Source organism: Streptomyces sp. AMJ-169, from assembly GCF_055597585.1.
The window spans coordinates 1-13538 of the sequence record NZ_JBVLTJ010000023.1 but is presented as its reverse complement, the minus strand read 5'-3'; the positions used below and the strand labels follow the sequence as shown (position 1 = coordinate 13538).

Sequence of the window (13538 nt, the reverse complement as noted above, 5' to 3'; positions counted from 1 at the left end):
GGAGGCCCTTTCTCCTCATCTTCCTCACGACGCATCTCGCCGTGAGACGGATTTGGCACCTTCCCTAGCCGGGAGCCTCGGCGCGCGTGCGCGAGACCGGCTGGAGGGTTGCCGGGGCTTCATCGGGCCGTATCCCTCTGCCCCTCTGGATGAGCGGTATGAAGTTGTCGAACGCAGGCTGAGCGGTATGAACATACGATCCGCGACCGTCGACATGCGATGGTCACCAGCGTTGTTCAAGACTGTAACCGAAGCACAGGACAGTTGAGATAGTCGTCCGAACCGCGAGATGGATCACACGTCGCAGTGTGACCGTGACAGTGAGGAGCCGCTGACTGTGCTGCAAGAAGTCGAGCGCTGGCTGGCGACCCGTACATGGTCGTTGTCCGACCGCCCCCTGCACCGCGTCCTCGCGGCGAAGCGGGCGGCAGGGCTGTCGGTGTCGGTGGTCCTGCCCGCGCTGAACGAGGAGTCGACGGTAGGGGACATCGTCTCGATAATCCGGCACGACTTGATGCGGCAGGTGCCCCTCGTCGACGAACTCGTCGTCCTCGACTCCGGCTCGACCGACCGCACGGCGGAGGTGGCGGCGCGGGCCGGCGCGCGGGTGGTCGCGCGCGACTCGGTCCTCCCCCGCATCCCCACGGTCCGGGGCAAGGGCGAGGTCCTGTGGCGCTCACTCTTCGTGACCAGCGGTGATGTGGTCTGCTTCATCGACGCGGACCTGCGGGACTTCTCCTCCGACTTCGTGACGGGCATCGTGGGCCCCCTGCTGACCGACCCCGGGGTGTCCCTGGTGAAGGGCATGTACGACCGCCCCCTCGCCGGCGCGGCGGGCCAGGGCGGCCGGGTCACGGAACTGATGGCCCGCCCGCTGCTGAACATGCACTGGCCTCAACTGGCGGGTTTCGTCCAGCCGTTGGGCGGCGAGTACGCGGCAAGGCGCAGCCTCCTGGAACGGCTCCCGTTCCCGGTCGGCTACGGCGTGGAACTGGGAATGCTGGTGGACGCACTGCACTTGGTGGGCCTCGACTCGCTGGCCCAGGTGGACGTAGGCGTGAGGAAACACCGCCACCAGGACGGCCAGGCCCTGGGAAGGATGTCGGCGGAAATTTATCGGACCGCTCAACTCCGGCTGGCGAGGGGCCACTTGATCCGCCCGTCGCTGACCCAGTTCGAGCGGGGCGAGGCGGGGTTCGAGGCGCGGACGTATTCGGTGGACACGGAGGAGAGGCCGCCGGTGCTGGAGATCGAGGAGTACGCGGAGCGGAAGGCGGCGTAAGGACTGGCGTGAGGCTGACGGACCTCAGGGGGCGCGGGGCTGTGCCGAGGTGCGGCTCCGCCGGGTGGGCGCCGACCAGCCGCCTCCGAGCCGCACCCCGCAACGGCAGCGGCCCCCGGTTTCCTGGTTTGAGCGCCGCAGGCCCTGGCTAGGTTCAGGCGTATGGCTGCTTCCGCTGTGCTGGTCGCCTCCAATCGGGGACCCGTCTCGTACGACCTGCTGGACGACGGCTCGCTCAGTGCCCGGCGCGGCGGCGGGGGCCTGGTCTCCGGGCTCTCCGCCATCGGTCCCGAGGCCGGCGCCCTGTGGGTCTGCTCCGCCCTCTCCGAGGCCGACCGCACCGCCGTACGGCGCGGGGTCCGCGAACCCGGCACCCTCATGCTCGACATCCCGGCCGACGTGCACGCCGACGCCTACAACGGCATCGCCAACTCGGTCCTCTGGTTCGTGCACCACCTGCTCTACCAGACGCCGCTGGAGCCGGTGTTCGACGCGGAGTTCCGGCGCCGGTGGGCGGCGTACGAGGCGTACAACCGGGCCTTCGCCGAGGCCCTGGCCGGCAATGCGGCGGACGGCGCCGCCGTCCTCGTACAGGACTACCACCTCTGCCTCGTCCCCGGCATGTTGCGCGCGCTCCGCCCCGACCTGCGGATCGGGCACTTCTCGCACACCCCGTGGGCGCCGCCGGACTACTTCGCCCTGCTCCCCCGGGACATCAGGGCCCAGCTCCTCGACGGCATGCTCGGCGCGGACCGGCTGGGTTTCCTCACCCGGCGGTGGGCGGACGCGTTCGCCGCGTGCTGTCCCGAGGGGACGCGGGGGACGGAGATCGGCGTGCACGCGCTGGGCGCCGACGCGGATTTCCTGCGGGAGCGGGCGGCACGGGCCGACGTGCGGGACCGGATGGCCGACCTCCAGGACGAGATCGGCGTCGGCCGCAAGGTCATCGTCCGCGTCGACCGTACGGAGCTGTCGAAGAACATCGTGCGGGGCCTGCTGGCGTACCGGCACCTCCTGGACACCCACCCCGAGTGGCGCGACAGGGTCGTCCACGTGGCCCTCGCGTATCCGTCCCGGCAGGACCTGAAGGTGTACCGGGACTACATGGAGGAGGTGCAGCGGGTGGCCGCCGAGATCAACTCGACGTACGGCACACCGAGTTGGACCCCGGTGGTGCTCCACCTGAAGGACGACTTCGCCCGCTCCCTGGCCGCGTACCGCCTAGCGGACGTCGCCCTGGTCAACCCCATCCGCGACGGCATGAACCTGGTCGCGAAGGAGGTCCCGGTCGTCTCCGACAACGGCTGCGCGCTGGTCCTTTCGAGCGAGGCGGGGGCGTATTGGGAACTGCGGGAGGATGCGCTGACGATCAATCCGTACGACGTACTGGAGACGGCGGAGGCGCTGCATGAGGCGTTGTCGATGCCGGCGGGGGAGCGGGCGGAGCGGACTAAGCGGTTGGCGGCGGCGGCGACGGCGTTGCCGCCTACTCAGTGGTTTTTGTCGCAGTTGGAGGGGTTGGGGGGTGGGGGGAGCTGATCGGCTGGGGGGCTGGCGGGGAGGCTGGCTGGCGCTGGGGCGCCAATCGGCTGAGGCAGGCGCCGGGCACTGATCGGCTGGGAGGGGAGGCTGGTCGGCTGCGGAGGCTGACTCAGCTGCTGGGGGCGTTGATCAGCTGGGGGAGGCCGACCGGCTACAGGGGTTGGCCGGCGCGGGAGCACTGACCAGTTGAGAGGGGGCTGGCGGCGCTGGGCGATGCTGATCCGCTGAGGGGGCTGCTTGAGGGGCAGCTCCGTTGGCGTTGGTCTGGTGAGGGGCGTCGGCTGGGATGTGGCTCAGCTCGCGTTGAGCGGGTGACGGGCGCCAGCCGGGATGTGGCTCAGCTCGCGTTGATCGGGTGACGGGCGCCAGCCGGGATGTCGTTCAGTCGGCCTCGTCCGCCAGGCGCCGCAGCAGTTCCACGACCCCGGCTGGACCGTCCACCACCAGGTCCGCGCGGTCCGCCAGTGCCGCCACCTCGTTGCTGCCGCTGCACACCAGTACCCCCGGCACCCCGCCCGCCCTCAGTTTCTCGACGGCGGCGAAAGCGGGGAGGTCTCCAAGGTCGTCGCCGGCGTAGAGGACCGCTTCGGCGCCGGTCTCCTCGACCTGTGCCGCCAGCGCAGCGCCCTTGTCGACCCCGGCCGGCCGGATCTCCAGGACCATCCGGCCCGGCTCGACGATCAGCCCATGCCGGACGGCGAGGTCGGAAAGGGGTTCCCGCAGCCGCTCCAGCAGCCCCTGCGGATCCCCGGCCCGCCGGGTGTGCACGGCGACTGAACGCCCCTTCTCCTCCACATGCGCGTCGGTCCCGCCCAGGATTCCAGGCAACTCACGCCGCACGGCATCAAGCCCCGCAGGAGCCGGCGGCGCCACGACCTCCCCGCTCCGCGCATCCCACCGCTCGGCCCCGTAATGCCCGAGCACAACCAGGTTCTCCAACCCCGGGACACCTCTGAACTCCCCGTACTGGAGAACGAGTTCAGCGGGCCGCCCAGTGATGACGACAATCCGGGCCCCTTTGACGCCAAGGGCGGCGAGAGCATCAAGGGCACCCGGATAGGCACGGGCACGGGTGGGATCTTCGACGATGGCGGCAAGGGTCCCGTCGAAGTCGAAGGCGAGGAGGGAGCGGGAGGGGGAGGAGCGGATGGCGGAGAGCGCGAGACGGGCGGCGGGAGAGGGGGGCGAGGGGGCGTCGTAGGAACCCATGAGGGGAAGTTACCCAGGGGGCGGGGGTTAATGGCGGCGGGGAAGGGGCGGGGCGAGAAGAAACGCCGGGCGGGGATTGCTTCACGGGGCTGGCCTGATGACGCCGAGGAGATGAGCAACTTAAGGGGCGCGAGCTGCATCGAACGGCCCGGAGACGACGCCGGGAGCGGGCGACTTAAGGGGCGCGAGGCTGCACCGAACGGCCCGGAGACGACGCCGGCGAGCGGGCAACTTAAAGGGCGCGGGGCTGCACCGATTCGCGGCCCCGCCACGCAGGCGAGACCACACCGAACCGCCCGAAGCCGACCCCCATGACAGCAACCACCCCAGGGGCACGGGGCTGTGTCATTTTGCGGCCCCGCCACGCGGGCGCGACAAGCGGCCCGAGCAAACCCCGCGACCGCAACCAACCCAGGGGCACGGGGCTGCATCAATTCGCGGCCCCGCCGCGCGGGCGCGACCGCAACGAACCGACCGGAAGCGACCCCGCGACCGCAACCACCCCAGAGGCGCGGGGCTATGTCAATTCGCGGCCCCGCCACACAGGCGCGACCGCAACGAACCAACCGGAAGCGACCCCACGACCGCAACCACCTAGGGGCACGGGGCTGCATCAATTTGCGGCCCCGCCGCGCGAGCGCGACCAACCCCACACGACCCGCACCCCGAACCCCACCACACCCCCCACCCCCTACCGCCCCCGCCGCCTCCCCTCCCGCACCCTCCGCAACCGATTCACCGTAACCGGATCAACCTCCAACGCCCGCCGGTCATCCAGCAACGCGTTCAGCACCTGGTAATACCGAACCGGCGACACCCCCAACTCCTCCCGTATCGCCCGCTCCTTCGCCCCCGGCCCCGGAAACCCCCGCCGCTCCAGCGCCAGCACCCCCCGCTCCAGCTCCCCCAGCTCATCCATACGACCGACCCTAGCTCGCCCCACTGTCAGCGGCCATCGCATCGCTCTCCAGCTGCGCGAGCACCTCGGCCGGCCGCCCGCCGGAGGCGACGGCCCGTCCGACACCCCGCTTGACGGAGAGCGCGACGGACGCCCAGGACGTCCGGTCCACGGGATACAGCTGGGCCAGCGGAAGCCCCTGAAGGAACGGCTCCAGATCCCGGTCCCGCCCGGCGGAGCTCATCGCGGCGGAGGCGGAAGAGGTGACGGGAAGAAGGTCGTACGCACGCGAGAAGGCGAGCACGTTCGCCTTGGAATAGACGAAGTCGAGGAACTCCCCGATCTCCGCGCGATGCCCGCGCTGCTTGAAGGCGGTCATCCAGTCGGCGCCCCCCATGGTGAGCGGAGTGACCCCGGCCTTCCCGGGCATGGGGACGACCCCGTACCGGACCCCCTGCCGCGCGGCCGTCCTCATCAGGGAGGGCTGCCCGATGACCATCCCGGCGTCCCCGGCGGCGAACGCGGAGAACGCGTCCGCGCGGTTGAACTCGCCGGGCTCGACGGGCCCGGTGAGCCCCTTGCCGACCAGCTCGTCCTTGAGCCAGGTGAACGTCTGGACGTTCTCGGTGGAGTCGAGGGTGTACGTCCCGGCGTTGGACGTGTACCCGCCACCCCCGCTGAGCAGCCACTGAAGCGTCTCGGCCTGCGCCTCCTCGGGCCCGAGGGGAAGGGCGTACGGGTACTTCACCCCCTGCGCCTTGAGCGCGGCGGCGTCGGCGGCGAGCTCGTCCCAGGTGGTGGGGGGCTTGATGGCGGCCTTCGCGAAGAGGGACTTGTTGTAGAAGAGGAGACGGGTCGAGGCGGCGAACGGCATGCCGTACTGCTGCCCGTGCACCTTGCCGGCGGCGGCGAGCTGGGGGACGAAGTCGGCCTGGACGGGGATGGAGAGCACGTCCCCGGCCCTGTACAGCAGCTCCTTGGCGGAGTAGTCGGCGTACGAGCCGGTCTGGGCCAGGTCGGGGGCGTCGCCGTCGTCGACCAGCCGCTTGACCTCGCTGTCGACGTCGTTCCAGGGGTGGACGGTGACGTCGACCTTGATGCCGGGGTGACCGGCCTCGAACTCCTTGACCAGCTTCGCCCAGTACCCGGCGGAACTGTTGGCCGCGCTGTCGCCGTAGTCGGCGGCGACGAGTCTCAGGGTCACCTCCCCCGAGTCCCCTCCCACGACCCCGCACCCCCCGAGCGCGACCGTCAGCCCCAACGCGGACACGACCCCGACCCAACCCCGCTGCACTACCGCTTCACTCCACGCGCACTAGTCCGATATCCGGATCAAGGTCTACACCACGCGAGTGGACTAGACCTCTCGCGGGTCCTCGGCCACACTGTCCCCCGTGAGACATGTCATCGCCCTGGACGTCGGCGGCACCGCCATGAAAGCGGCTCTGTACGACGCCGACGGCGCCGTCCTCCACGAGTCCCGCCGCCCCACGTCCCGCGAGCGGGGTCCGGCGGCGGTGACCGAGGGGGTGCTCGACTTCGCCGCCGAGCTACGAGCTTACGGGGAACGGGAGTTGGGGGAGGGGGCGGCGGCGGTCGGGGCGGTCGTACCCGGTGTCATCGACGCGGGGTCGGGGCGGGTCGTCTACGCGGCCAACCTCGACTGGCGGGACGTCCCCCTGCGCGATCTGCTCTCCGCGCGCCTTGGCATCCCGGCGGCCCTCGGCCACGACGTCGCCGCCGGCGGCCTCGCCGAGTCCCGCCTGGGCGCTGCGCGCGGCACGGACCGCTTCTTCTTCATCGCCCTCGGCACCGGCGTGGCCGGCGCGATCGGTCTCCCCGGGGCGCGGGTGGAGACCGCCGAGATCGGCCACGTGATCGTCCGCCCCGCCGGCCTCAACTGCCCCTGCGGCAGCCGGGGTTGCCTGGAGCGGTACGCGTCGGCGGCGGCGGTGTCGACGGCCTGGGGCGGCGACGCGGCGGACTGCGCGAAGGCGGTGGAGAGGGGGGATGCGAGGGCAACTCGGCTGTGGGGGACGGCGATTGAGGCCCTGGCGGACGGCCTCCTGACAGCGGTAACACTGCTGACCCCGGACACGCTGATCGTGGGCGGGGGCTTGTCGGAGGCAGGAGAAACGCTACTGACCCCGCTGAGGAAGGCCCTACGGGAGAGGCTGACGTTCCAGCACATGCCGGAGGTGGTGCGCGCGGAACTGGGGGATACGGCGGGGTGCAGGGGGGCGGGGGTGCTGGCGTGGGATCTTCTAGGCGAAGCGGACGCGAGGGAGGAAAACGGCGGATGACATGGAACAACGCCTCTGGGACTGAGGGTTCGGAGGAGACGCCGTGACTGCAACCAGCTCAGGGGCACGGGGCCGTATCAATTCGCGGCTCCACCGCGCGGGCGCGACCACCACCAACCACCCGGAGGCGACCCCGTGACCTCAGCCAGCTCAGGGGCGCGAGGCTGCATCAATTCACGGCTACGCCGCGCGGACGCGACCACAACGAACCGCCCGGAGACAACCCCGTGACCGCAACCGACTCAGAGGCGCGAGGCTGCATCAACTCGCGGCCCGGCCGCGCGGGCGCGCCCAACCACGCGGAGGCAACCCCGTGACCGCAACCAACCCAGGGGCACGGGACCGTATCAACTCGCGGCTCCGCCGCGCGGGCGCGACCACCACCAACCACCCGGAGGCGACCCTGTGACCTCAGCCGACTCAGGGGCGCGGGGAACTGCGCGACCAGCCGCATCCCACCCGCAGCCGGCAACGGTCCTCACCGGCGCGAAAGTGGTCCTCCCCACCGGAACCTCCGTCCAGGACCTCGCCCTCCACGGCCCCCTCATCACCGCCGACCCCCCGGCGGACGCCCCCCGCACCGACCTCACCGGCCACTACCTCCTCCCCGGCTTCGTCGACATCCACACCCACGGCGGCGGCGGAGCCTCCTTCTCCGGTACGCCCGACGACATCCGCACCGCCCTCTACCTGCACCGCACCCACGGCACCACCACCCTCGTCGCCTCGACGGTCACCGACGACATGGACGTCCTGATCCGCCAGGCCGGCACCCTCAGCGAGCTGGCCGAGGACGGCGAGATCGCCGGAATCCACTTCGAGGGCCCGTTCATCTCCCCCTGCCGCAAGGGCGCACACGCGGAAGCCCTGCTGCGCCACCCTGACCCGGCGGACGTCAGGAAACTGATCGACGCGGCGAAGGGCCACGCCAGAATGCTGACGCTGGCCCCCGAACTCCCCGGCGGCCTGGACTCGATCCGCCTGCTGACGGAAGCCGGCGTGCTGGCGGCGATCGGGCACACGGACGCGACGTACGAGCAGACGCGGGAGGCGATCGAGGCGGGCGCGACGGTCGCGACGCACCTCTTCAACGCGATGCCCCCACTGGGCCACCGCGCCCCCGGCCCGATCGCCGCCCTCCTCGAAGACCCGCGCGTGACCGTCGAGTTGATCAACGACGGGGTCCATCTCCACCCCGCCGCACTGGAGTTGGCGTTCCGGCACGTCGGCCCGGACCGCGTCGCGTTCATCACGGACGCGATGGACGCCGCCGGATCGGCGGACGGCACCTACCAGTTGGGCCCGCTGGAGGTCGAAGTCCAAGGCGGAGTCGCGAGGTTGGCGGAGGGCGGATCGATCGCCGGTTCCACCCTCACCCTGGACCGCGCGCTGAAACGGGCGGTGACAGTCGACGGCATCCCGCTCCAGGACGCGGTGGCCGCCCTCTCCGCGAACCCCGCGAAACTCCTGGGCCGGTACGGCGAATTCGGGTCACTCGAACCGGGAAAGCTGGCCGACATCGTCGTACTCGACGAGAACTTCGACCTCAAGGGCGTGATGCGGCAGGGCAGTTGGGTAGTGGACCCCGGGAGGGCATGAACCACAGAGAGGCCGAGGTCTGTGATCCTCACGGTCACGCTCAACACCGCGCTGGACATCGACTACCGCGTACGGACGCTGCGTCCGGGGGCGGCGCACCGGGTGACGGACGTGTGCGAACGGCCCGGCGGCAAGGGGCTGGACGTCGCCCGGGTGCTGGCGGGGCTGGGCCACGAGGTGACGGTGACGGGCTTCGCGGGCGGCCTGACGGGGCGGGTCGTACAGGATCAACTGGCCTTGATGCCGAGGGTGGTTGACGCCCTGTTGCCGATCTCCGGTACAACTCGCCGCAGGATCAAGGTGGTTGACGCGGCCGGGACGACCCGCCTGGACGAACCGGGTCCGCTGATCACCCCGCCGGAGTGGACGGCCTTCCTGGAGGCGTACGCCGGGCTGCTGGACGGGGTCGGTGTGGTGGCGCTGTGCGGGAGTCTTCCGCAGGGGGTGCCGGTGGGCGCGTACGCGGGGCTGGTGCGTACGGCGCGGGCGGCGGGTGTGCCCGTGCTGCTGGACACCGGCGGCGAGCCGTTGCGCCGGGGGGTGGCGGCGCGCCCCGACCTGATCACACCGGACGCGGTCCAGCTGGCCGAACTGACCGGTTCCCAGGAGCCGTTGAAGGCGACGCAGGATGCGCGGCGGCGGGGGGCGCGGGCGGTGGTGGCGGCGCTGGGCCACGACGGCATCCTGGCGGCGACCCAGGACGCCCGCTGGCGAGCGACGCCCCCAACTCCCGCCCAGGGCAACGGAGATGCCCTGACAGCCGGCCTCCTCACCACCCTCCACCTCCCCTGGCCCACCCGCCTGGCCCACGCAAGCGCCCTGGCATACGGAAAACCGACGGACCAGGTAACAGTGAGCGGCGAGGCGAGCGCGGCCTAGCGGCAGTTGGAACCCCGGTTCAGCTCTTGACCTGGCCCTGCTTCAGCGACAGCTGGTCCAGCAGGACGTTGCACTTGTCACCGCTCGCGCAGGAGATGGAGATGACGTTGGTTCCCTTGGTCAGGGTGGGCCAGGCGTAGGTATTGGTCCAGCCCTTGGAGGGGTCGTCCTTGGTGTGGGTGAAGTTGCCGAAGTTCATCTTCGAGCCGTAGACCTTGCCATTTATGGTCAGGGTCATCGACTGGTCCTCGCCCACCACGCTGTACTTGGCGAACAGGGTGTACGTGCCGTCGTCGGGAATGCCGTTGACCGTCCAAGTCACCGCCGAGCCCTCGCTGTTGAGACCGACGTAGGTCCCGGACGCGGCCCCCTGCACATCGGAGGCGGTGGTCGCGCCGCCGTCCAGCTTGAGCGCCTTGGCGTCGATGCTCGGCAGCTGCGCCGCCCTCGCCTCGCTGCTGCTGGACTCGCTCGGGGAAGCGGAAGCATCAGCCGTCGGCTCAGTGGAGCTGTTGCCCGCGTTGCCCTTCGCCGAGTCGTCCGTGTTGTTGCTCGACATGGCGATCGCGATGCCGATGACCACCGCGGCGACGACGGCGACGGCCCCGATGAGCAGGCCCTTGGTGTTGGGGCCCCGGCCGCCCGCGCCGCGGCCGCCGGAGCGCGGGGGCTGCTGGGTGGGCGGCGGCCCGTAGGCACCCTGCTGCTGCCCGTGCCCCTGCTGCTGCGGGACGCCGTACTGCTGCTGGGCCCCGTACTGCTGGGGCGGGGCTCCGTACTGCTGGGGCGGGGCGGTCTGCTGCGGGGCGCCGTACTGGCGCTCGCCGACCGGGCGGGCGCGGCCCACCGCGTTCGGGTACCCGTAGCCGCTGGAGGGCGGCTGGGCGCCGCGGGCCTGGCCGTCGGCGTAGAGGTAGCCGAACGGGTCGTCGTCCTCCGGCGTCCCAGCGCCGTTGTTGGCGGGCGTCATCCCTTCGTACTCCTCAACAGTGCGGGTCGGATACGGGGTGGTGAGAAGAGCGAGCCTACCCGCTCCGGGTCATCCAAACGGGTGACTCCGCTCGCACAAACCCCTTGACCTGGGCTTTATCCCGCACGGCGATGCTGTTTGGGACGAGATCGTTTCTCGACGTACATCCGTTCGTCGGCGGACTTCAGCACTTCGTCCGCCGTCATCCCGCAATGTGCCCACCCGATCCCGAAACTGGCCCCCACCCGCACGGCCCGCCCCTCGGCCCGGATCGGCTGGATGATCTCCCCGCGCAGCCGTACGGCGAGGTCGGCGGCGTCGGCGCGGCCGAGCCCGTCGGCGAGGATCACGAACTCGTCGCCGCCGAGCCGCGCGACGGTGTCCCCGTCCCGCACGGCCCGCCCGAGCCGCCGGGCGACCTCGATGAGGACCGCGTCACCCGCGTTGTGCCCGAACCGGTCGTTGATCGACTTGAACCCGTCGAGGTCGCAGAAGAGCACCGCGAGCCCCTTGGCCCCGTCGTCGCGCGCGCCCTCCTCGGGGGCGCTGACGTGGACGTGGTGGTCGTAGCCGTCGTAGGGCTCGCCGGTGCTGCTCACGGGGAGGAAGTCGAAGCCGTGGGAGGCGGGGTACTGCTGGTCCATCGCGTCCAGCTCCGCCGGGTGGGCGGACTGCGGGCGCCGGCAGATGCGGGCGGAGAGGCGGGCGCGGAGTTCGGCGGAGTTCGGCAGCCCGGTCAGGGAGTCGTGCGCGGCGCGGTGGGCGAGCTGGAGTTCGCGGCGCTTGCGGTCCTCGATGTCCTCGACATGGGTGAGGAGGAAGCGGGGCCCGTCGGCGGCGTCGGCGACGACGGAGTTACGGAGGGAGACCCAGACGTACGTCCCGTCCCGCCGCCCGAGCCGCAGTTCGGCGCGCCCGCCCTCGGCGGAGGTCCGCAGCAGGGTGCCGATGTCCTCGGGGTGGACGAGGTCGGAGAAGGCGTACCGGCGCATCGCGGAGGCGGGCCGCCCCAGGAGCCGGCACAGGGCGTCGTTGGTCCGGAGTATTCGCCCGTGCTGCTCCCCGCCCATCTCGGCGATCGCCATCCCCGAGGGCGCGTACTCGAAGGCCTGCCGGAACGACTCCTCGCTGGCGCGCAGCGCCTGCTGCTCGCGCTCCAGCCGGACGAGGGCGCGCTGCATGTTGGAGCGCAGGCGGGCGTTGCTGATGGCTATGGCGGCCTGGAACGCGTACATCTGGAGCGCCTCGCGCCCCCACGCGCCCGGCAGCCGGCCGGTGCGGGGCCGGTCGACGGACAGCACGCCGATCAGCTCGCCGCCGGAGCCGCCGGGGGAGGGCGGGGTGAACATGGGCGCGAAGAGCCGGTCGGACGGATGCCACTCGTTCTCGAACCGGGGCGGGGGTCCGTCGGTGTACCACTGCGGTACGTCGTCGTCGTCGAGCACCCAGCCCTCGGTGTGCGGGATGAAGACGAGCTCGCCCCAGGTCTCCCCCATCGTCAGCCGCCGCTCCCAGGACTCCCGGGATCCGACCCGGCCGGTGATCAGCGCCTCCGCGGCGGCGTTCCCGGCGAGCGCGGCCACGACCAGGTTCCCGTCGTTGCGTACGAGGTTGACGCACGCCAGCTCGTACCCGAGGGCCGTCACCACCCCGTCCGCGACCGTCTGCAAGGTGTCCGCCAGGCTCCGTGCCGTGTTCATGTCGGCCATGGCCTGGTGCAGCTGCCGCAGGGACGCAAGGCGGACATAGGGCTCCGACTCGGTCTCCATGCTCGCCCTCCCCCCGAGACTTCGCAGCGAATCAAGGGTTGTTCATCGGCGTACCGTTTCCCCGCCACTGAATCACAGCGCGCCGCTCACTCGGTACACAGGGTTAACAATTCTCGCCCCTTGTGACTCAAGTCACAGCAGAACGTGAACAATTGGGTGAGGTTTCTGCATTTTTCCTGTGCGGTTATGGGGTGGGGGTTGGAGGGTTGGGGGTAGGTGGTGAGGGGTTTGTCGTGGGGGTTCTACAAAGGGGTGCCGGCTGGAGGCGGGGGGCGGTCTGCCGTAGGGGACTGGACTGGCTGCGGGGGCTGGTCGTAGGGATCTGGTCGTAGGACTTGGGCGGGGGTGTTTCGGGCGGGGGGCGGATGTGCGGGGTGGGGGGTGGTGATTAGCGTGCGGGGGTGTCGAATATTCCGCCGTCTGTGGCTGCCGCTGGTGTTGTCTCTTCCGCTGCCGTTCCCTCCGGTGGCGTTTCTTCCGGGGTCTCTCCCGGGGTGGGTGCGGGGCATGCTGAGGGGGTGAGCAGTGATGCGTTCCGGGCCGCGATGTCCCGGCTGGCCGGGGGTGTGGTCTTGGTGACCGCGCAGGAACTCTCGCTGGACCCCGACGATCCTTCCGCGCCGCCGGCCGAGGACGTCGGCATGACGGCGACCGCCTTCCTCTCGGTCTCCCTGGACCCGCCCCTGGTCCTGATCAGCCTCCGCAGCGGCTCCCGCATGGACGATCTCCTCGACGAACAGCCCCTGTGGTCCGTCTCCGTCCTCACCGAGGCGCAGCGGCATATCGCGGGGCGGTTCTCGATGAAGGGGCGGGTGAGTGATCGGTTGCTGTTCGCGGATGTTCCGTATCGGCGGGGGCCGGTGAGTGGCGCTCCGCTGGTGGGTGGGGCGTTGGCGAATCTGGAGTGCAGGACTGAGGAGAGGGTGGGGGCGGGGGATCATACGTTGGTGATCGGGAGGGTGTTGGGGGCTGAGGTGGGTGGGGAGGGGGAGCCGTTGGTTTATTTCCGGGGGAGGTATCGGGGGTTGGGGTGAGGGGGGTCAGGGGACGGGGGCGGGAGACGGGGGTCGGGGGTGAAAGGGGGCTG

At 70.9% G+C, this 13538-nt stretch carries 11 protein-coding genes and 1 riboswitch; of the genes, 6 read left to right on the top strand and 5 right to left on the bottom strand.

The window, feature by feature from the left end; translation table 11 throughout:
* Positions 1–12: 12 nt before the first annotated feature.
* Positions 13–156: riboswitch (SAM riboswitch) on the bottom strand.
* A 181-nt stretch (positions 157–337) separates the two neighbouring features.
* Positions 338–1282, top strand: coding sequence for a glucosyl-3-phosphoglycerate synthase (locus ACYUD3_RS35905; protein ID WP_470979776.1), 945 nt, complete (start codon positions 338–340; stop codon positions 1280–1282).
* 162 nt (positions 1283–1444) lie between these two features.
* Entirely contained in the window at positions 1445–2821 is a 1377-nt protein-coding gene (locus tag ACYUD3_RS35900; protein ID WP_470979774.1) for an alpha,alpha-trehalose-phosphate synthase (UDP-forming), read from the top strand.
* A 384-nt stretch (positions 2822–3205) separates the two neighbouring features.
* On the opposite strand, the gene otsB is transcribed toward ACYUD3_RS35900, so the two are convergent.
* The 3 genes from otsB to ACYUD3_RS35885 all read right to left on the bottom strand — a co-directional run bounded on the left by otsB (position 3206) and on the right by ACYUD3_RS35885 (position 6225).
* Complete coding sequence (gene otsB / locus ACYUD3_RS35895; RefSeq protein ID WP_470979771.1) at positions 3206–4033, bottom strand: trehalose-phosphatase; 828 nt, start codon at positions 4031–4033, stop codon at positions 3206–3208.
* Between the two features lie 691 nt (positions 4034–4724).
* Positions 4725–4952 carry a DUF3263 domain-containing protein gene (locus ACYUD3_RS35890; RefSeq protein ID WP_470979769.1) on the bottom strand — a complete coding sequence of 76 codons (228 nt, stop codon included), beginning with the start codon at positions 4950–4952 and terminating at the stop codon, positions 4725–4727.
* A gap of 10 nt (positions 4953–4962) precedes the next feature.
* The gene (locus tag ACYUD3_RS35885) at positions 4963–6225 is read right to left on the bottom strand and encodes an extracellular solute-binding protein (protein WP_470979767.1); all 1263 of its coding nucleotides are present in this window, start codon (positions 6223–6225) and stop codon (positions 4963–4965) included.
* Between the two features lie 100 nt (positions 6226–6325).
* On the opposite strand from ACYUD3_RS35885, the gene ACYUD3_RS35880 reads away from it, so the two are divergent.
* The 3 genes from ACYUD3_RS35880 to ACYUD3_RS35870 all read left to right on the top strand — a co-directional run bounded on the left by ACYUD3_RS35880 (position 6326) and on the right by ACYUD3_RS35870 (position 9712).
* Positions 6326–7234 (top strand): ROK family protein, encoded by a 909-nt coding sequence (locus ACYUD3_RS35880; RefSeq protein ID WP_470979764.1) that lies wholly within the window; start codon positions 6326–6328, stop codon positions 7232–7234.
* 492 nt (positions 7235–7726) lie between these two features.
* Positions 7727–8833 carry an N-acetylglucosamine-6-phosphate deacetylase gene (nagA, locus tag ACYUD3_RS35875; protein ID WP_470979761.1) on the top strand — a complete coding sequence of 369 codons (1107 nt, stop codon included), beginning with the start codon at positions 7727–7729 and terminating at the stop codon, positions 8831–8833.
* 21 nt (positions 8834–8854) lie between these two features.
* On the top strand, positions 8855–9712 hold the full coding sequence (locus ACYUD3_RS35870) for a 1-phosphofructokinase family hexose kinase (RefSeq protein WP_470979758.1): 858 nt from the start codon (positions 8855–8857) through the stop codon (positions 9710–9712).
* 19 nt (positions 9713–9731) lie between these two features.
* Here ACYUD3_RS35870 and ACYUD3_RS35865 read toward each other — a convergent pair whose 3' ends face one another.
* Together ACYUD3_RS35865 and cdgB are read right to left on the bottom strand one after the other, a co-directional pair.
* Positions 9732–10682, bottom strand: coding sequence for a carbohydrate-binding protein (locus tag ACYUD3_RS35865; protein WP_470979755.1), 951 nt, complete (start codon positions 10680–10682; stop codon positions 9732–9734).
* A 116-nt stretch (positions 10683–10798) separates the two neighbouring features.
* Entirely contained in the window at positions 10799–12451 is a 1653-nt protein-coding gene (cdgB, locus tag ACYUD3_RS35860) for a diguanylate cyclase CdgB (protein ID WP_470979752.1), read from the bottom strand.
* A gap of 545 nt (positions 12452–12996) precedes the next feature.
* Here cdgB and ACYUD3_RS35855 point away from each other — a divergent pair.
* Positions 12997–13485 carry a flavin reductase family protein gene (locus ACYUD3_RS35855; RefSeq protein WP_470979973.1) on the top strand — a complete coding sequence of 163 codons (489 nt, stop codon included), beginning with the start codon at positions 12997–12999 and terminating at the stop codon, positions 13483–13485.
* Positions 13486–13538: the final 53 nt, after the last annotated feature.